Annotated in this window: 11 protein-coding genes; 4 read left to right on the top strand and 7 right to left on the bottom strand. The window is 68.8% G+C overall.

The annotated features are described in order from the left end of the window. Positions 1 to 226: 226 nt before the first annotated feature. The 7 genes from L0984_RS03995 to imuA form a co-directional block, all read right to left on the bottom strand. Complete coding sequence (locus L0984_RS03995) at positions 227 to 865, bottom strand: helix-turn-helix transcriptional regulator (protein ID WP_234192441.1); 639 nt, start codon at positions 863 to 865, stop codon at positions 227 to 229. A gap of 216 nt (positions 866 to 1,081) precedes the next feature. Beyond that, positions 1,082 to 2,515: an HlyD family type I secretion periplasmic adaptor subunit gene (locus L0984_RS04000; RefSeq protein ID WP_370645885.1), complete on the bottom strand. Its 1,434-nt coding sequence runs from the start codon at positions 2,513 to 2,515 to the stop codon at positions 1,082 to 1,084. A 16-nt stretch (positions 2,516 to 2,531) separates the two neighbouring features. After that, positions 2,532 to 4,721, bottom strand: coding sequence for a type I secretion system permease/ATPase (locus tag L0984_RS04005; RefSeq protein WP_255697113.1), 2,190 nt, complete (start codon positions 4,719 to 4,721; stop codon positions 2,532 to 2,534). Between the two features lie 15 nt (positions 4,722 to 4,736). Further along, complete coding sequence (locus tag L0984_RS04010) at positions 4,737 to 5,066, bottom strand: hypothetical protein (RefSeq protein ID WP_114805026.1); 330 nt, start codon at positions 5,064 to 5,066, stop codon at positions 4,737 to 4,739. A 1,059-nt stretch (positions 5,067 to 6,125) separates the two neighbouring features. Next, on the bottom strand, positions 6,126 to 9,482 hold the full coding sequence (locus tag L0984_RS04015; RefSeq protein WP_234192442.1) for an error-prone DNA polymerase: 3,357 nt from the start codon (positions 9,480 to 9,482) through the stop codon (positions 6,126 to 6,128). After that, positions 9,475 to 10,974, bottom strand: coding sequence for a Y-family DNA polymerase (locus tag L0984_RS04020; protein ID WP_234192443.1), 1,500 nt, complete (start codon positions 10,972 to 10,974; stop codon positions 9,475 to 9,477). The genes L0984_RS04015 and L0984_RS04020 overlap by 8 nt, the downstream gene beginning before the upstream one ends. After that, positions 10,943 to 11,749, bottom strand: coding sequence for a translesion DNA synthesis-associated protein ImuA (gene imuA / locus L0984_RS04025; RefSeq protein WP_234192444.1), 807 nt, complete (start codon positions 11,747 to 11,749; stop codon positions 10,943 to 10,945). The genes L0984_RS04020 and imuA overlap by 32 nt, the downstream gene beginning before the upstream one ends. Positions 11,750 to 12,019: 270 nt before the next feature. On the opposite strand from imuA, the gene L0984_RS04030 reads away from it, so the two are divergent. Genes L0984_RS04030 through L0984_RS04045 form a run of 4 tightly spaced genes read left to right on the top strand, consistent with a single transcriptional unit; the run spans position 12,020 to position 20,164 of the window. Further along, positions 12,020 to 14,632: a type VI secretion system Vgr family protein gene (locus tag L0984_RS04030; RefSeq protein ID WP_234192445.1), complete on the top strand. Its 2,613-nt coding sequence runs from the start codon at positions 12,020 to 12,022 to the stop codon at positions 14,630 to 14,632. Positions 14,633 to 14,647: 15 nt separating this feature from the next. After that, positions 14,648 to 15,742, top strand: a complete 1,095-nt coding sequence (locus tag L0984_RS04035; RefSeq protein ID WP_234192446.1) for a DUF4123 domain-containing protein — start codon at positions 14,648 to 14,650, stop codon at positions 15,740 to 15,742. A 26-nt stretch (positions 15,743 to 15,768) separates the two neighbouring features. Further along, positions 15,769 to 18,903, top strand: a complete 3,135-nt coding sequence (locus L0984_RS04040) for a metallophosphoesterase (RefSeq protein WP_234192447.1) — start codon at positions 15,769 to 15,771, stop codon at positions 18,901 to 18,903. After that, entirely contained in the window at positions 18,869 to 20,164 is a 1,296-nt protein-coding gene (locus L0984_RS04045) for a hypothetical protein (protein ID WP_234192448.1), read from the top strand. Before L0984_RS04040 ends, L0984_RS04045 begins: the two co-directional genes overlap by 35 nt. Positions 20,165 to 20,475: the final 311 nt, after the last annotated feature.

Here is a 20,475-nt window from a genome sequence, read left to right on the forward strand (position 1 = left end):
TTCACAGTTTTGCGTGTGATCGCTGGAAAACGGCCGCATCCGGCGCGAATCCGGCGGCGCCGGCCCTCACCGCGCCCCTCCACAGCCGATGAATCGTGCCCGGCCCTTGCCCAGGGCATTTCGGCGGGCCCGGCCGTTCGAGCCGCGACCGCGGCGGCGCACCCGAATGCCGCCGCGCGCTGCGGGTGGGCGCGGGCGGGGCCGGCTCTCGCAGGGGGAGCAGGCGCTACCGGATGCCGTGCACGCGCAGCGCCAGCTGCAGGCGGTCGGCCACGCCCAGCTTGTCGAAGGCCGTCGACAGATGGGCCTTGACCGTGCGTGCCGTGATGCCCAGGCGCTCGGCGATGGCGTCGTTGGCCTCGCCCAGTGAGGCGAGTTCAGCCACCTCGCGTTCGCGCACCGTCAGGTCCTGGGCCCAGGCGGCATCGGGCACCGCCCTGGCCGGCTGGGCCGGTGGCCGTTCGTCCAGCAGCCGGAGCAGGCGGGTGAGCAGGTCCCGTCCCACCCACAACTCGCCCGAGGCCACGACCTGCAAGGCCTGCCGCACGGTCGGCAGCGGCGCATAGACATGGCAGAAGCCGCCGGCACCGGCCTGGAGCACCGCGGCCCCCTGACGGTCGTCGGGCGCGCCCAGGCCCACCAGGGCATCGATGCCGGACAGCCGGGCCGGCCAGCCCGCGTCCTGCCAGCCGGGAAGTCCGGGCATCTGCGCGTCCATCAGCACCAGCCGACGGCCCTGGGCCCGCCAGTCCGCGAGGGCCGACAAGTCCGCGCCCCGCACCACCGGCCACCCGCTGCCCAGCGGCGCCCAGCGCTCCGCAAGCACATCGTCATGGGTCAGGATCAGCAGGGGTTCAGGCGTCATCGACAGGCAGGCAAGCAGGCAGGATCGTGGAAGGCGGAGGAACGAAAGCCGGGCTCAGAAGGTGTGAATGAATCCGGCGTGGCCGAGCGGGCTGCGAAAACGCGCCCAATCAAGGCGCAAAGCGCAGCCATAGCCCGGGCTATGGCGAGTATTTGCAACGCCGAGTGGCCGTGTTTTGGCAGGACGAGCGGACATGTCGGATTCGTTCACACCTTCTCAACGCTCCGTGAGCGCGCGCTCCTTGGCCCGCAGCACTGGCTTGAGCAGGTACGACAGCACCGTCTTCTTGCCGGTCAGGATGTCCACCTCGGCCACCATGCCGGGCAGGATGGGCAGCTTCTGCTCGCCGATCTCGCTCTTGGTGGTGCGCACCCGCACCAAGTAGAAGGCATTGCCCTTCTCGTCGGTGACGGTGTCGGCGCCGATGGTCTCCAGCTTGCCGTCCAGCGAGCCGTAGGTGGCGAAGTCGTAGGCAGTGAACTTGACGATGGCCGGCTGCCCGGGCACCAGGAAGGCGATGTCGCGCGGCGCCACCTTGGTCTCCAGCAGCAGCGTGTCGTCGCTGGGCACCACCTCCAGGATCTGCTTGCCCGGCTGCACCACGCCGCCCACGGTGTTGGCCATGAGCTGCTTGACGATGCCGCGCACCGGCGAGCGGATCTCGGCCTGCTTCACGCGGTCGGCCAGCCCGACGCTGCCGGCCTGCAGGGCGCCCAGCTTGGTGGTCACCTCCGACAGTTCGCTGCGGGCCTGGTTGCGCAGGGTCAGGTCCACTTCCTCGATCTTGCGCTGGGCCTCGCCGATGGCGGCCTGGATGCGCGGGATCTGGGCCGAGGCCATGTCGCGCTCGCCGCGGAAGCGGGCCACGTCGCGCTCCAGGCGCAGCAGCTCCACTTCCGACACGGCGCCGGTGCGGATCAGCGGGCGCGTCACCTCCAGTTCCTTGGCGGTGAGCTGGTAGCTCTGCGCGGCCTGGGCCTGCTTGGAGGCCACCTCCGCCAGTTCCTGCCGGCGCTGGGCCAACTGCTGGCGGGCCACGCCGACCGAGGCGTCGAGCTCGGCACGGCGGGACTCGTAGGCCACGCGCTCCTGCTCCACCACGTCGGGGATGGCCTTGCGCACCTCTTCCGGCACGTTGAAGGGCTTGCCCGAGGCCAGCGCCTCCAGCCGGGCGGCGCGTGCCTGCAGCGTGAAGACCTGGGCCTTGTTCTCGGCCAGCGAGGAGTTGAAGCGCGTCGGGTCGATGCGCAGCAGCACCTGGCCGGTCTCGACCTTCTGGCCTTCGCGCACCAGGATCTCGGAGACGATGCCGCCGTCCAGGCTCTGGATCTGCTGCACCTGGCGCGACGGGATCACCTTGCCCTCGCCGCGCGTCACCTCGTTCAACTTGGCAAAGGCGGCCCACACCAGCAGCACCACGAAGGCGGCCAGCGTGATCCACACGGCCAGCCGGGCGCCGCGGGCCTTCTGCTCGGCGATGGCCCATTCGGCATCGGCACCGAAGTCCTTCTCGTCGTGCAGCTCGGCGCGCTCGGCGCCGTCCATCCAGCGGTCGAAGAGGCGGCCCACGCGGGCCGCGAAGCGCGACCAGCGGCGCGACAGGCGGGCGAAGAAGGTGTTCTTCTGGGGAACGGTCTTGATCTGCAGCATGTGCCTGCCCTCCCCCTCAGCCCGCACGGCCCACGCGGCCCTGCTGCAGCGCCTGGATGACCTGCGCCTTGGGGCCGTCGGCCACCACCTGGCCGTTGTCCATCACGATCAGCCGGTCCACCAGGTCCAGCAGCGAAGTGCGGTGGGTGATGAGCACCAGCGTCTTGTTGCGCGCGAAGTGGGCCAGGCGGCTCTTGAGGCGCTCCTCGCTCTGGTGGTCCATGCTGGACGAGGGCTCGTCCAGCAGCAGCATGGGCGGATCGGACAGCACGGCGCGCGCGATGGCCACCGCCTGGCGCTGGCCGCCCGAGAGCGACTCGCCGCGCTCGCCCACCAGCATGTCGTAGCCCTGGGGATGGGCGTCGGCGAACTCGGCCACGCCCGACAGGTCGGCCGCCGCCAGCACCGCGCTGTCGTCGGCGAAGGGCGCACCCAGCGTGATGTTGTGGCGCAGCGTGCCATAGAACAGGCTGATGTCCTGCGGCACGAAGCCGATGGCGCGGCGCAGCTCGGCCGGGTCGAGCTGGCGCGAGTCGATGCCGTCGATCAGCACCTGGCCCCGCGCGGGCCGCCACAGGCCGAGCACCATCTTCTCGAGCGTGGTCTTGCCCGAGCCGATGCGGCCGATGATGCCCACCTTCTCGCCCGGCGCGATGCGCAGGCTCACACCGCGCAGCACGCCCTGCTCGCGGCCCGGGTAGGCGAAGTGCACGTCCTTGAACTCGATGGCGCCCTGGAACTGCGGCCGGTGCACGAAGGGCGCGTCCTCCGGACGCTCCACCGGCATGGTCATGGTCTGCTCGACCGAGCTGAGCGAGGTGCGCGCCTGGTGGTACTGCGTCAGCAGCGCCGCCACCTGCCCCAGCGGCGCCAGCGCGCGGCCCGAGAGCATCGAGGCCGCGATGATGCCGCCCATGGTGATGTGCGCATCCTCCAGCTGGTAGACGCCCACGATCACCACGCAGATGGTGGTCAGCTGCATCACGAACTGCGTGAAGTTGACGTTGGCCGACGACAGCAGCTTGAGCCGCGAGCCCACCTGCGCCAGGTAGCGCGTGGAGCGCTCCCACTGGCGCTGCACGGAGCCTTCGGCGCCGAGGGTCTTGACCGTCTCCAGGCTCACCAGGCTCTCGACCAGCACCGCGTTGCGCTGGGCCGAGGCGCGGTAGGTGGTCTCGGTCAGGTCGTGCATCTTGTGCTGCACCAGCAGCGAGGCGATGACCACCAGCAGGATGCCCACCACCGGCGGCACCACCACCCAGGGCGAGATCCACACCATCGCCCCCAGGAACAGGAAGATGAAGGGCAGGTCCACCAGCGTGGTCAGCGTGGCCGAGGCGATGAAGTCGCGCACCGACTCGAAGCTGCGCAGGTTGGATGCGAAGGAACCCGCCGAGGCCGGCCGCGCGTCCATGCGCAGGCCCATCACCCGCTCCATGATCTGCGACGACAGCTGCACGTCGATGCGCTTGCTGGCCGTGTCGACGATGTAGGCCCGCACGGTGCGCAGCACGAAGTCGAACACCAGCACCAGCAGCACGCCGATGGCCAGCACCCACAGCGTGTCGGTGGCGCGGTTGGGCACCACGCGGTCGTACACGTTCATCGAATAGAGCGGCACCGCCAGCGCGAACAGGTTGACGGCCAGGGCCGCCAGCAGCGCGTCGCGGTACAGGCGCCAGTTCTGCAGCACCACGCCCCAGAACCAGTGGCGCCCGCGCAGCGCGCTCACCTGCGGCGCACGGGCCTCGAAGCGGAAGCGCGGGCGCAGCAGCACGGCCACGCCGATGTATTCGGCGGCCAGGGCCTCGGCGTCGATCACCTCGGAGGATTCACCGAACTCGGGCCGGCGGATGCGCAGGCGGCCGTCCTCCAGCCGCTCCTGCAGCACGCAGGCATGGCCGTTGGCCAGCAGCAGGATGGCCGGCAGGTGCGACGTGCCCAGGCCTTCGAGGGGCCGGCGCACCAGCCGGGCGGCCAGATGGGCCCGGCCGGCGGCGCGCAGCAGCAGCGAGGGGGTCAGGCGGCTGTCCACCAGCGGCAGCCCGGCGGTGAGCGCCTCGGCGCTCCAGGGCTGGCCATGCATCTGCGTGATGGCGATCAGGCAATCGAGCAGCGGGTCTTCGTGGAGCAGCCGTTCGTCCGGAACATGGGAAGGCGCAGCCGTGCGTGCAGGAGGCACGCTGGTGTCAGGCGTGGAGGACATTCGTCGGGAAAAGGGTCAGATGACGTCGTCGCCAGGCACCAGGTCCAGGCGGCCACGCAGGTGCTGGCGCAGGTCCTTGCGGGCGAGCAGCTTGCGCTGGGCCTCCAGCGGCAGGTCGGTCAGGCGCAGCAGGTTCTTGTCGATCAGCGCGTCGATGACGTCCTCCAGCACCCGGATGAAATCGCTGTCCAGGTTGCCGAAGGCCGCCGTCGCCCCAGGTGCCGCTTCGCCCACGAAGGCCCGCACTTCGGCGGCCTGGGCATCCAGCCATTCGCTGGCCTGCGGCTGCGCCGTGGCGAACATCGCCACGATCTCTCCCTGGAAGTTGCGTTGGACGAAAGGCATGAGATGTAACGGAAAGGGCTAAGCCTTTCGGCTGAAATCGAGGTTCATGTTAGCTTAATTAACTATAGTAAAAAGATGTGAAATTCCTGACTCAAGCCCCTATCAGGTACTTTTTGCTGGGGAAATCGCACGCGGCACCGCCTTTCCGGCGACCACCGAACGCCGGATTCCACCGGACTGGTTATGTTTTATTCACTTTCCGGGATGTGCAAGGCAGGGCGGCTGTCCGAGCGGACGAGCCAGATCCACCTCCGGTGCGAGTGCCGCGAAGCTAAGCCGGCAGAGGGCGCCGGCATGCGCGCTCCCGGTGCACGCTCGCGCTGACCGGCTTGTTGCATGGGACGGGTGCTCGCTCTCCACCGACGTGCTTGCCGCACTGCACGGCGCCGCGAATGGCACCTCCGCACGCACACCGGCACCCTCCGCCTCGACGCTGCGCGCGAGCCCCCAGGGGGTGACGCCGCGTCTGCATGGACTCCCTCTCCCCTTGCGGGAGAGGGTTGGGGAGAGGGGGCGACGGCGTCAACGACTGGCAAGCCCGTGGTGAGGCACCCCCTCTCCCCCAGCCCCTCTCCCGCGAGGGGAGAGGGGAGCCAAGGTTCCCGGTCCTCGGGCCGTTCAGCGCGACGCTGCGCAAGTACCAAGGCACCCGACCCGATCCGGTCGTTCACGCCCAACGTCGAGGCAGAGGATGCCGGTGTGCGTGCGGAGGTGCCATTCGCGGCGCCGTGCACTGCGGCAAGCACGTCGGTGGAGAGCGGGCACCCGTCTGGTGAGGCAAGCCGGTCAGCGCGAGCGTGCACCGGGAGCGCGCATGCCGGCGTCCTCTGCCGGGTTAGTCACCCTATCGCCAGTGCATCGGAGCCCTACCGCCAGGGCACCGGCGCCCCACCCCCAGTGCACCGGCGCCCTATCCCCACTGCATGGAGGCCCCACCGCCAGTGCGCCGAGACGCGTCGCCAGTGCAGCAGGCCACAGCCGCCCATCGCCCCAAGGACCCCACCGCCGGTCGACGCAGGAGATACGGCGGACTTCTCCTCCCAGCTCAGCCACGCGCCCTCAATGGAAATCGCGGCTGCGGTTCTCGCGGGCCAGCCGCCCCAGCAGCGGCGTGAGGTCGCGCAGGCCCTCGGCGACCAGGTGGCAGACCTTGCCGCCCGTGTCCTGGTCGCGCTGCCAGGTGCCGCGCACGGCCAGCAACTGCGACTTGAGCAGCGGCTCGCGCCATTGCTCGGCCACGCGGGCCCAGACCACCACGTTGACCGCGCCCGTCTCGTCCTCCAGCGTGACGAAGACGGTGCCCTTGGCCGTGCCCGGCCGCTGGCGCACGGTGACGATGCCGCAGGCGCGTACCGGCATGCCACTGGGCATGGCGCGCAGTTCCTCGGCGCTCGACAGGCGCCAGCCCGCCAGCCGGGGCCGCAGCAGCGCCAGCGGATGGCGCCGCAGGCTGAAGCCCAGGCTGGCGTAGTCGCCGACGATCTCCTCGCCCTCCTCTGCCGCCGGCAGGGCGAGCGGCGCCTCGTGGATCGGCGCATCGCGCAGCAGGGCCGCGGCGCGGTGCGAGGCCGTGGCCTCCCACACCTGCTGGCGGCGGTGGCCGGCCAGGGCCTGGAGGGCGTCGGCGCCGGCCAGCAGGGCCATCTCGGCCGGGCCCAGCCCCGCGCGGCGGGCCAGGTCGCCCGTGCCGGTGAAGGGCGAGCGCGCCCGGGCCTCGACCAGGCGCGTCATCGCCGCGGGGCTCAGGCCTTTGATGTGGCGCAGGCCCAGTCGCACGGCCGGCTGGCCCGGCAGCGCCTGGGCCGCGGATTCGGCCCAGGCGGGCGCGGGGGGCGGACCGGCCCCGTCGGCCGGCTCCAGGGTGCAGAAGGCGTCGCTGCGGGTCACGTCCACCGGCCGCACCTGCACGCCATGGCGCACCGCGTCCTGGATCAGCTGCGAGGGCGTGTAGAAGCCCATGGGCTGCGCATTGAGGATGGCCGCCAGGAAGCAGGCCGGCTCGTAGCACTTGAGCCAGCTGCTGACGGTGACCAGCTTGGCGAAGCTGGCGGCATGGCTTTCCGGGAAGCCGTATTCGCCGAAGCCCTGGATCTGGCTGAAGATGGCTTCGGCGAAGTCGCGGTCGTAGCCGCGTTTGGCCATGCCGTCGACCAGCGGCCCGTAGAAGCGCTCCATGTGCCCCGTGCGCCGCCAGGCCGCCATGGCACGGCGCAGGCGGTCGGCCTCGCCGGGGCTGAAGCCGGCGGCGATCATGGCGATCTGCATCACCTGCTCCTGGAAGATGGGCACGCCCAGCGTGCGCTTGAGCGCCGGCTCCAGCTGCGGGTAGCGCAGCGCGATCTTCTCGCCCCGCTCCACCTTCGCGCGGTTCTTCAGGTAGGGATGCACCATGCCGCCCTGGATCGGCCCGGGCCGCACGATGGCCACCTCGATCACCAGGTCGTAGTAGTTGCGCGGGCGCAGGCGCGGCAGCATGGACATCTGCGCCCGGCTCTCGATCTGGAACACGCCCACGGTGTCGGCGCGGCCGATCATGTCGTAGACCCGCGCATCGTCGGTGGGCAGCTGGTGCATCTGGTGCGCCGTGCCGCGCCAGCCGTTGACCATGTCCAGCGCGCGGCGGATGCAACTGAGCATACCCAGGGCCAGCACGTCCACCTTGAACATGCCGATCTCGTCGAGGTCGTCCTTGTCCCACTGGATGATGGAGCGCGCCTCCATGCTGGCCTTCTCGACCGGCACCAGCCGGGTGAGCGGCCCCTGCGTGAGCACGAAGCCGCCGACGTGCTGGCTGAGGTGACGCGGAAAGCCCCGCAGCTCGTTGGCCAGGCCGATCCACAGCCGCAGGCGGAACGGGTCCTCGCGCACGCCGGCGCGGGACATGGCGGCCTCCAGCCGCTCGTCGAGCATGGGGTCGTCGAACCAGTAGTGGTCCTTGGCGAAGGCGTCGACCAAGCCTTCGTCGATGCCCAGCGCCTTGCCGGCGTCGCGCAGCGAACTGCGCGAGCGGTAGCTGATGACCACGGCGGCGATGGCGGCGCGCTCGCGGCCGTAGGTCTCGTAGATGTACTGGATGACCTCCTCGCGCCGGTCGTGCTCGAAGTCGACGTCGATGTCGGGCGGCTCGGCCCGCTCGCGGCTGATGAAGCGCTCGAACAGCAGGTTGCCGTCGTCGGGGTTCACGGCGGTGATGCCGAGGCAGTAGCAGACGGCCGAGTTGGCCGAGGAGCCGCGGCCCTGGCAGAGGATGCCCTCACGGCGCGCGAAGGCGACGATGTCCTCGACGGTGAGGAAGAACATCTCGTACTTCAGCTCGAGGATGAGGTCGAGCTCCTTCTCGATCTGCGCGCTGACCTTGGCAGGCACGCCCTCGGGATAGCGCGTCTGCGCGCCCTCCCAGGTCTTGCGGATCAGCGTCTGCGCCGGCGTCTCGCCCGAGCCGATGACCTCCTGCGGGTAGACGTACTGTTCCTTGAGCTCCTTGAGCTGGAAGCTGCAGCGATCCGCGATCACGAGCGTGCGCGCCAGCAGCTCGGCCGGGTACAGCCGCGCCAGCCGCGTGCGTGCCCGCAGGTGGCGCTCGGCATTGGGCTGCAGCGCGAACCCGCAGTCGGCCACCGGCCGGCCCTCGCGCACGGCCGTGAGCACGTCCTGCAGCGGCTTGCGCGAACGCAGGTGCATGTGCACGTCGCCCGCCGCCACCAGCGACAGGCCGGTGGCTTCGCCGACGCGGCGCAGCACCTGCAGCCAGAGCGCGTCGTCGGCCTCGTGGAACAGCTCCACCGCCAGCCACAGCGGTCCGGGCTCGCCGTCCGGGCGCGGTGGGAACAGCGCCGCCACCGTGGCCAGGTCGGCCTGCAGCACCGCCTCGTCGATGGGCTCGCCGCTGCGGCGCCGCGGCACGCAGAGCACTTCGCAATGCACCAGCGCCGCCGCATCGGCCAGCTCGGCGCGGTAGTCGCCCTTGGCGACGTCCTCGCGCATGCGGGCGGCGCTGATGTACTGGCACAGGTGGCCCCAGCCTTCGAGGTCATGGGCCAGCACGACGAGGCGAAAACGGCCGAAGTCGAATTCGCTGCCGAAGATCAGCTTCGGCTCGGGATGCGGCGGCAGCGGCAGGCCGTCCTCCTCGCGCTCTTCGCGCCACATGCGCAGGCCGCTGACGGCGCGCACCACGCCGGCCACCGAGCATTCGTCGGTGATGGCGATGGCCGCGTAGCCCAGTTGCCAGGCGCGCACCGCCAGTTCCCACGGATGGGAGGCGCCGCGCTGGAAGCTGAAGTTGCTCAAGGCATGCAGCTCGGCATAGGCCGGCAGCGCCTGCCCCGCGGCGGGTGGCACGCCCGGCCCCTGGGCACGCGCAGCCAGCCGTTGCTGGCGCCGGGCCTCCTCGTCCTTGAGCGAGAGCTCAGGCATAGATGCCCTGCAGGTACCAGCGCACGGGCGCCTCGGTGCCGGCGAGCGTGGCCCGCTCGCGGTAGATCCAGAACAGCGCGCCGGCCGCGTCCTGGGCGATGTAGTAGTCGCGGGCAGCGGGCCGGCCGGATTCCCACCAGGCCGTCTCCAGCCGCTGCGGACCGGCCAGGCGCCGCAGCGGGGCACCGCCATGGCAGGGCTCGCCGTCCTGCACGGGCAGCAGGCGCGGCTCGCGCAGCAGCCAGGCGGGCAGCAGGCCGGTGCCGATGTCGGGCAGGACGGAACCCGGCTCGCCCAAGACCTGTTCGCCGGCAGGCCTGGCGCCGCCCAGGCTCGAGGCCGGATGCCGGGCGCCGGCGTGCTGCCGCGGGCGGCCTGTGCCTGGACTGGCCTTGTCCGGAACGGCGGCCTTCGGACCCGCCGCCGGCCGCCAACGCTGGCGGCCTTCGGGTCGATGGTCCTGCACGGGCTGCGCCGCCAGCACCTGCGGCGCGCCCAGCCGGGCGCTGAGCTTTTCGAGCAGCTGGTGCAGGGGCTCGCCCTCGCGCCCCTCCTCCGCCCAGGCGCCGGCATGAGCGCCGGGCAGCGAAGGCGGCAACAGGCTGCGGGTGCGGCCCTGCCAGTCGGCCGTCTCCAGCGAGCGCAGCCGCAGCCAGCCGGTGGGCGCGATCAGCTGGGTGAGCGCCAGCCGCTCCGCCAGCAGCCGCCGCAGGTGGGCCATGTCCTGCGTGGGCTCGGCCGTGCGCACCTGCAGCTGCTGCGAACGGGGCAGCTCGGCGCCATCGAGCCGCTTGAGGTCGAGCGTCCAAGACAGCTCGATGGCCAGCGCGCCGCGTTGGCGTGCCTGCAGCCACAGGCGCAGGGCGCCCAGCAGGCGCTGGGCTGCCCACAGCAACTCGGGCGCGGACTGCGCCAGCATGGGCAGTTCGAGCCGCTGCTCGAAGCTGTCGGGCACCTGCAGCCAGGGCAGGCCGTCGGGGCGCAGGCCCCAGGCCAGGTCCAGCGCCTCGCGCAGCGGCGCGCCGAAACGCCGCACCAGCGGCCCGCGCGGCAGGGCCGCCACGTCGCCCCAGGTGCGACAGCCCAGGCGGGCGAGCACCTGCAGGTGGGGGGTGGCGGCACCCAGGGTTTCGAGCGGCAGGTCGTCGGGCAGCCGGCTGGGCTGGGGCTGCCGGGCGATGTACAGCCGCAGCCGGGCCAGCGCCTCCAGGCTGGTGGCACCGGTGACCTGCCGCACCTTCAGGCCTGGCGGCACGCTGGCGCCGATCTGCCGCATCAGGGCGCGCCGGCCGCCCCACAGCCGCTCGCAGGCCGACACCTCCAGCATCAGTGCCTCGTCCAGCCAGGCGACATGGGGCGTGAACTGCAGGGCCCACCAGCCGAGCGATTCGGGCGTGGGACAGGCCACGTCCGGCTGCGGCGGGGGGGCGTCCGGCGCTGCCTCGCCCGAGGCGGCGGGCTCAGGCAGCCACTGAAGCGCGAGCCAGTGCATGGGCAGGGTCCTGGCGCAGGGCGCGGCGCAGGTCCAGGCGCACCACGGTGGCACCGCCCTCGCCCATGGGCTGGGTGCGGGTCGATGCGGGCACGACGGATCGGCCGGGCCGCATGGCATCGAGCAGGCCACCAAGGCGCGTCCCGCGGCCCGGCATCGGCAGGGGGTGGGCCAGCGGCGGCCCGCGGCGCTTGAGCAGGTGCACGTCGAGCTGCCCGTCGGGCCGGGGCTGCAGCCGCAGGCGCAGGCGCGCGGGCGATGCCGACGGCGCGACCGCATCGGGCCGGCAGACGAAGAGCAGCGCGCCATGCCGGGCAGCGGCCAGCTGCAGCCGGCGCAGCTCACCCAGCCGCGCCTGTGGCAGCCAGGCCAGCACGGCGGCCACCTCGGCGCAGCGCAGCGCCTGCTCACAGGCCCACAGCCGGGCGGGGGCGGCGTCGGCCCGCACCCACAGCAGGGACTCCAGAGGCAGGCCACCGGCCGCCAGCGCGGGGCCGAAAGGCTCGTGCGGCGGGCCGATCAGCGCCACCGGCTGGCCGCGCTCGGCCACGGCCCGCGCCAGTGACGGCAACAGCACAGGCCACAGAGGCGCCTCGGCGTCGGGCTGCAGCAGCTCGGTCATCGCCCCGAGCGGCCAGCCGCCGCCGGGCAACTCGGCATCCAGGCCAGGATGCCCGCTCGGGCAGGTCGCTGCGCCGGCCTCACCCAGCTCGTCGCCGCGCCACACCCCTTCGGGGGCGTCGGAGAGATCGACGAGGACGGTGGAGCTGCGCATGGCGAAAGGAGGAGCGGCCAACAAATACTGTATGGACATCCATACTTTAACGCTTTGTCAGGATTGGCGGAAACGGCCGTGGCGCACGCTCGGCCTTTCGGCGACGAGACGCCGGCTCCTGCCAAACGCGCACAAATCCACACCAATGCCCATCGTGTGAGGCGCAAGCGACCTGTTGACGGCTGCACCGGTCGACAGGCCGCTAACCTCCCGCCCCAGCCGAGCCGCCTCGTCCCGAGAAGGCCGCCGGCGCGAGACCAGGGAGGTTTCATGTCCACGCTGTCACACACGCTGCGGGTGCATTCGCCCGCACTGCCGGTCTTTGCCGGCACGCCCCTGCTGCAGCCCGTGCGGCTGTCGGGCCACGAGGGCGTCAATGCCCTCTTCACCTATGAACTGCTCCTGCAGACCCCCGATGCGCTGGACCCCGGCGCCCTGGCCGATGCCTGCGCCGACATCGACCTGGACGCGCTGATCGGCCGCGAGATCCATTGCGAGATCGACCTCGACGGCGCCGGCACCTTCATGCCCGGTGGGGTCGGCGATGCGGTGGACCACCTCGGCGCCGGCGCCCGCCAGATCAACGCCCTCATCACCGAAGCAGAGTTGCTGGGCGAACACGGCCGCCACCTGCGCTACCGCCTCGTCCTGCGTCCCTGGCTGCATCTGGCCACGCTGAATTCGGATTGCCGCATCTTCCAGAACGCCACCGTCGTCGACATCCTGGACGCCCTCTTGTCGAACTATCCCTTCCCGGTCGACAAGCGCCTGGCCGAGACCTTCCCCATCCGCGACTACCAGACCCAGTTCAACGAAAGCGACTTCGCCTTCTTCGAGCGGCTTTGCCAGGAATGGGGCATCAGCTATCACATCGAGCACGACGCCGGGGCCCACCGGCTGGTGCTCTCGGACCATCTGGGCGCCTTCGGCCCCAACCCCAGCGAGGCCTATCGGCAGGTGGCCTACCACCCGCCCGGCTGGAAGCTTGATGCCGAGTACCTGCATGCCTTCAGGCCCGCCAGCCGCATCACCAGCGGGCGCTACAGCAGTCGAGAGTACGACTACACCCGGCCCCGGGCCGACCTGTCGACCAGCCGCAGCGATCCACGGCCCACAGGCTTTGCGGAGGCGGAGGTCTACGCCTGGCACGCCAGCCTGGGCGGCAGCCACTACGCCCAGCCGCGTGCCGGCGCCGCAGGCCCGAACGACCCGCTGGCCGAGGGCGACCTGATCGCCCGGCTGCGCATGCAGCAGCTGCGCACTGCCGGGGCCCGCGCTCGCGCCAGCGGCAACCTGCGCGGCATGGTGCCGGGCTTCAGCTTCACGCTGCAGGGCCATCCGCGTGAAGCGGCCAATGCGGAATACCTGATCCTGGAGACCGAATTCCTCATCGAGGACGTGGGGCAGGACAGCCAAGCGGCGCTGGCTGCGGGGGCGACGGTAGCGCGGCCCCAGGCGCAGCAACGCTGGCGGGTGCAGGTGGACCTGCTGGCCCATCCCATCACCGAGCCGCTGCGCCCGGCGCTCACCCGCACCAAGCCCCACACCCACGGCCCGCAGACCGCCCGCGTGGTGGGCCCCGAGGGCCAGGAGCTGTGGACTGACGAACTCGGCCGCATCAAGGTGCAGTTCCCCTGGGACCGGCAAGGCCAGGAGAACCCGCACAGCAGCTGCTGGGTGCGTGTCTCCAGCCCCTGGGCGGGCAACCAGCTGGGCGACGTGCACCTCCCGCGCATCGGGCAGGAGGTGATCGTGGACTTCCTGGCGGGCGACCCGGACCTGCCCCTCTGCACAGGCCGGGTGCACAACCAGCTGAACCTGCCGCCCTGGCAACTGCCACAGCAATCGGCGCTCAGCGGCTTTCGAAGCCGGGAGCTGACCGACGGCGGCGGCAACAGCGCAGCGGGGCGCAGCAACCACCTGGTGATGGACGACACGGCCGGCCAGATCCAGACCCAACTCCACAGCGACCACCAGCACTCCAGCCTGAGCCTGGGCGCGATCACGCGCGTCGAAGACCACCAGGGCCGCAAGGACGCGCGCGGCGAGGGCTTCGAGTTGCGCACCGATGGGCATGGCGTGCTGCGCGCCAAGGACGGGATGCTGATCTCCACCGAGGGGCGGCCCGGCGCCGCAGGCCACGTCAAGGGGCTCGCCTCCCTCGTCGGGCGCCTGACCAGCGCACGCGACCAGATCGAAGGCCTGCACGAAGCCGCCGTCCAGGCCACCGCCCAGGAACAGGACCAGGACCAATCCCGCGTCGCCCAGGCCGTCAAACAGCAGAACCAGGCCCTGCAGGGCCGCGGTGTGGTCGATGCCGCGGCCCGTCGCTTCCCAGAACTGGCGCAACCCCATCTGGCGCTGGACAGCCCCGCCGGCCTTGCAGCCACCAGCACTCAGGACCTGCATCTGCACAGCGCCGTGCACACCCAGTTGACGAGTGGCGGCCATGTGTCGCTCAGCAGCGGCCGGCGCCTGCTCGCGGCGGTCGCCGAGGGGCTGCGCTTCTTCACGCTCGAGCACGGCCTGAAGGCCTTCGCCAGCGAAGGCGACATCCAGATCGAGGCGCAGAGTGACATGGGCGAGATCACCGCCCTGCAGGACGTGGAGGTGCTCAGCACCGAGGACACCGTCTATCTGATGGCGCCCCAGCGGGTGGAAATCAAAGGCGGCACCAGCTTCAGCGAATGGAGCGGCTCCGGCGTGCTGCACGGCACGCCCGGCGTCTGGCTCGAACACGCGGCCAGCCATGCCACGCCCGGGCCCGACCAGCGCCCGCCACCGGGTGCCGAGCAGCGGTTCGCACAGCTGCCCCCTCGCGTCTGCCCGGAATGCATGCAGCGCGCACTGCGTCGCGGCGCAGCGGCCGTCCCTCAGGCCTGACCCGGGACCTGCCGGATGAGCGCCCTCCTTCCCGCCGACCTCGAACATGCGCAAGCCGTCCGCCAGGCCTTCGACGCCACGCTCCACCGCTGGCTGTGCGCCCAGATCCAGCGGCTGTTCGAATCGCCCGCCGCCGCATCGACCGGCGCTTCGCAGCCCCTGCACCGCTATGCGCTGGTGAGTGCCGGGCAGTGCCTGCATCACCTGCCCGACTCCCTGGCAGCCACCCACGGACTGCTGCACGAATGCCTCTTCCTCCAGACGTCGGAGGCCGAATCGGCCGATGTCGGTCCCTGGCTGATCGCGCTGCCACCGGCCACGGATGCGGCCTTGCAGGATGCGCTGGCCTGGCAAGCCGCCGACGAGGCAATGACGCTGCTGGCCAGCCCTCTGCGCCTGCCCGCGCTGGCCGCCCACTTGCGCGGCTTCCTCCACGGCACCTTGGATAACGGCGGGACCGATCCCGGCATCGCCGTGCTGCTGCGCTACTACGATCCCCGCATCGGCTTCGACGCCGTCCAGCACTGGGCGCCCGCCTTGCGCGATGCCTTCCTGCAACCGCTGGCATGGTGGGCGGGCTGGGACGCCGCCGGCCAGCCCCGCTTTCTGAAAGGCCGTGCCCGGCCCTCGGCCGCCCCATCCGCGGGACGGCTGCCCCTGCCCCCCACCTGGCGCAAGGCCGTCGACGCCGTCGGTGAGCCGCAGCTTCTGGCCGCCCTCACGGCCGAAGCGCTCGAGGCCGACGACCCGGTGGCGGCGCAATGGCTGGCGCTGGTGCATCCGTTGATCCAACGCCGGATCGTCCGCGAAGCCCTGGACTTTGCCGCCAGCGCCGGCCTCTCCGGCTGGACGGACCGCAGCCTGGCCTGCCGGCAGGCGCTGCTCGTGCACGCGCGCTTCCATGCACATCCGGCCGTGGCTGAAGCCCTGGCCAACCGGGCTTCCGTCCAACAGCCTGGCCCCACACCGCAACTGCACGCGCTGCTGGCCAGCCTGCCGCCCCAGGTCGCCCAGGACTGGGCCGCCGACCGCGGCCCGATGCTGGGCCGTCTGTACGAGGCGCAGGCCCGGGCGCTCGACACGCTCCCCTCGCATTTCCAGGTGGCCTGAGCGCGCCGCCCGTTCGACCCTTTGCCATGACCGACTCCACCCCTTCCAGCGCCCTGTGCGACTGCAGCGAGCCCACGCCACTGACGGCCGTGATCCTGTACCCGAGCCTGGGCACGCCGCTGCTGCTCGCGCCCGGGCAGAAGAAGTGCAGCGTCTTCATCGCCACGGCGGCGCCGCTGGGCGTGGCCAACACGGCCGCCGGAAGCCTCAGCCTGGACCGCAAGGCCATCGTCACCCCCATGGACGGCGACAGCGCCCACAGCGCCGCCGCCACCGTCGCCCGCCATCTGCGCCTGGTGCCCATGGAAGGCCCCAAGCCCGCCACCGACACCACCGTCGGCGCCCTCACGGGCGATGGCCGCGACTGCGCCACCGCACGCCGCACCATCCGCGTGTGGCGCGTGGGCAGCTTCACCGCCGGTGCCCTCATCCACAACCAGAAAGGCGAAGCCTTCGCCACCGTCAGCCCCCAGGCCGTCGCCGCCTACGCCAGTGCCGGCTTCGGCAGCGCCCATGTCTACGAGGTCGAACTCACGCTGGACGCGCTGGCCGTGCAGCCCGAGACGGGCACCTTCAAGAGCTTCGCCTGGATGGTCCAGCCCACCGCCGACCAGAAGAAGGACTACCCCACCCTGTGCCAGGCCGCCACCGTGCATGCGCAGGACCTGATCGTCGAAGCCTTCCTCGGCGCCCAGACCCGCGACGCACGCCACCGCCACCTGGCGGCCAACGGCAACGGCCCGCGCCGCGGCCGGGAAGCGACGCTGCTGGAATACGACGTCGAGGCCACCGCCGCCAGCGCGCGCGACCTGATCCAGTGCAACCAGCGCCTGGCCGCCTGGCATCCCGTCATCCGCCTGGACAGCCGCAAGCCGCTCAAGCTCGGCCACCTCAGCGACGTGCACATCAACGTTCGCCACTGCGCCCTCGCCAAGTCGCCCGCCAAGGTGATCGAGGACGCCCAGTTCACCCAGCCGCCCGTGGGCCAGCGCGTGTGCAACAGCTTCAACGCACTCAAGCAGCTGTTCGACCAGTTCGGCGCTGCCGGCCGCCCCGACACGGCCCTGCTGCTCACCGGCGACCTGATCGACTTCAACCGCAACATCGACCCGGCGCGCGTGGGCCACACCATTGCCGATCAATGGAAGCGCTTCAACGTCATGAACCAGCTGAACACGCCTGGCCTCTACCCGCGCGGCCTGGACGACCTGCTGGCCTTCAGCCTCGTGCGCCATGCCTACACCCGGCTGAAGCTGCCCGTGTTCATGACCAGCGGCAACCACGAGGCCTACGGCGTGCCTTATGGCATCAGTCCGCGCATCAACGACTGGAGCGGGGCGCTGGGGGTGCTGGAGGACGCCACCGACGCGCTGGAACAGGGCCGCTGGGGCCGCGAGCGACAACTGAACGAAACAGAAACACTGGCCGGCATGGCTGCCTGGGTCGGCAAAGTGGCGGTGAATGCAAGCAAGCAGTTGCAGATCAAGGACCTGGCCGCGACCTACAACGACTTCGACAAGGCCAGTGTCTGGCACAGCAACAAGGGCAACGAGGGCATTGCGGCCGACCACAACATGACGATCTTCGAGGCCGCTCTCGCCTACGGTCCCACCTATGCCCAGGTGCTGACCAGCAACAACTACAGCCTGGACAACTACGACTGGTTCTACGCGCTGTTCACTCCGCTGGAAGACGCCGTGCTCGCCCTGGGCGCCGAGCCGCACCAGCCCTCCCCCGCCATGCAGGTGCTGGCCCTGCTGGGATGGGGGCAGGGCGAGAACTACAAGAACCTGGTCAGTGGCATGACGGGCGACTATGTCGGCGGTGTGGACCGGCAAGGCGCCGGCGTCCTGCCGCGCGCTACCCAGTCCTTCAGCGAAGCCCAACTGGCCCTGCTGGCCCACGCCCAGCAGCACAAGCGCCGCAGCCCTGGCGCCAGCCTGGCCGTGGCCAGCCACTTCGCGCTCATCAACTACGACGAGCCGGTCGCCTATTCCGCCAAGCCGCAGGACATGCGCTTCGTGCCGCCGCGCGGGCCGGGCAATCCTGTCGCCTCGGCCGGCTTCAACCACGTCAACACCGGCACCTGCGAGATCAACCAGGCGCGCTACTTCGACACCGCCGTGCGCAGCAAGGGCGCATCCGATGGCCCCGCCAGCCCGCATGTGCCCGCCGACGCCTGCGTGGACTGGCACTTCAGCGGCCACAGCCACCGCAGCGGCGTGTACGAGGTGGCGTGGCGCCAGGTGAGCGCGCCCGCCAGCAGCCGACCCACGCAGCCCGTGCGCAGCATCGAGGTGCAGAGCGCCCGCGACCCCGGCATCCATGGACCCCAGCCTGCGGCCGCCCGCGAACACACCCGCTTCGTCGTCTCCAGTTGCGGCGGCCCCATCGGCAAGCAGAACCTCGACCACGAGCTCGACAGCTGGACGCTGCGCCCACCTTCCGGCACGCTGCTGGACCCGGCCGAGCGGCTGATCCGCCAGATCAAGACCCTGCGCAGCAGCCGCAGCGCCGGACGCCCGCTCAACGAGAAGCCGCGCCTGTGCGTGGCGCTCGATTACCTCGCAGTGATGAGCGCCGACCCCAAGAAGAATATCGTGCCGCCTCTGCGCTTCGAGTCGGTGCAATTGCCGGCCAGCGGCGGGCGCGTGCCCATCAAGCTCAGCCCTACGGTGGCCAAGCTCGATTGCATTGCCAGCGTGAGGATCTGGGTGTTCGAGGGCGGAAAAAGGCGAGGCCCGGCGGCGAAAAAGAAGTGGCACCTGCTATCACCTCAATTCGACTCCAGTGATAAAGGACAAGCCATGAAACTCAGCCAAGCAGATCTGGAAATTCTGACTCGCGCCGTTGAATCCAACGCTGATCCTGCTGCGCATAGCAATCGCGGACAGGGTGTGGAGCAGGCATTCTTTGAAGTGGTACTCGAGGCACCCAAGGTGCGCAATGAGGATTGGAGTGCAGACATGGACTGTGCGGACCCCTGGATCTTCCCGCTGGATATTTGGGCGGGAAAGGCAGACTGGGGACTAAGAACTTGGGCATTTCAACGCTGGATCGGGGAACGCGGAGAAGTACCGGATTGGAAATTCTTGGAAAAATACTATAAAGATATAGGTTATTCCAATGCAACCGAAATTATTCGGTCTCGCAGAAAATAAAGGTTATACGGTGCGACGACGATCATTCATAGGATTTAATCCTCTGATTCTGCTTATTTTAAATCAAAGCGGACATGCCATGAGCGCTAAAAAAAACATCAAACAAGAAGAAAAGATACTTGGCTATTTAAAAAATCCGGAGCTTCGCAAACGCGAACTAGGAAATCAAATTCTAACGATCAAAAACATTCGGATCAACGGGATAAAATTTACTGATTTGAGTTGGAATGATCTTCATTTTATCAATTGTGATTTCGTGGGGGCCTACGAAATAGAATTGGAAGAACTAAAAAATACAGTTTTCGAAGATTGCAATTTTTCGGGTGTAATTAGCTGGGGAATAGCTCAATCAATACGCTATGTTAGATGCAGAGCAGGGGGCCGAACCATTGTTATTGACGAGGTCGGAAGTAACGATGTTCGCTTCGAAGATTGCTCGTTCTTAGGACCGGATGCAGATGGCAATCATTGGGGCGGTATAGGCAGCCGAGGTGATGCAACTTTCGTAAGATGCAGAGCCAAGTGGTTTTTGCTTGCAGGTTACAAGCAAATCAGTCTAGACGACTGTGAGACGGCTGACGTAAAAATATGGACCGATAGTAAAGCCAACAGCGGAGAAGAATATTTCTCAGCATCGGTAGAAATAAAAGAATCTAAATTGCGCGGCAAATTTGATATGGCAGCGTGCGATCTTCGGAGCTTGACCATCAAAGATACATACCTCGAGTTCTTGGATCTAAGCCTCGCAGATATTAAGGATGACGTCCTCATCGAGCGAGTCAGAGGAGGCTACCTCAACGCAAGTGCCCACAGCATGGGCAAGCTTTCCATTTCCCAATGTCAGTTTCTAGGTAGAAGGCGAAATTTCTCCTTTGAAGTGGGTATAGCTGGGGCGGACGAAGTCCTAATCGACCAGTGCAATTTTGGAACTGATCCCGTACTTACCGTTGGCCTTGGCGCCGGGGGGCCTTTGGAACCCAACGAATGGAGCACTACGCCAAAAAACAAATACGCATTGATCCGCAACAGCACCCTGCCCGTGATGGATGCCTCCTGGCTCGAATCACGTCATCTGCGACTGGAGAACAACACGATTGGCAGCGTAGATATTTCCAACTCCCGCATCGGCAAGCTCGAAATTTCCGGCAATACCATCAGTCGTGAGGTGAACCTTCAGGGCACCAAGGTCAAGGAGAGCAAGATTCAACCTCTGGCCAAGGCGCAACTCAAGCTCGATGGAGCCAACATTCGTTTGAATTGAGCGGTTTCTATGGCGTGAAGCAATACCCTTGAAAATGTGGCCAAGTTCCTGACATGCTTCCGGCCCATTATGGGCCACACCTCGCCAGAGGCAGTCGTGCCATTCTTCAATCAAAAACCATCAACGCACCCCCCATCCGAAATGATTTCGACAAAAAAATACGGATTTTCCTTGGCCTCGATATTGACGCTAGTTCTTGGAGCTATCGCGGTTGCACTCTGGACGAATGACATGTTATCCACACCGAGGATCTATTTAGTCCCCGCTGTTAGAGCCCTTGTTTTTTACGCAATGGCAGCTGTAACGTTTAT

The sequence above is a fragment of the Pseudacidovorax sp. NFM-22 genome, from assembly GCF_021401245.1.
In the GTDB taxonomy this organism is placed as follows: Bacteria; Pseudomonadota; Gammaproteobacteria; order Burkholderiales; family Burkholderiaceae_C; genus Xenophilus.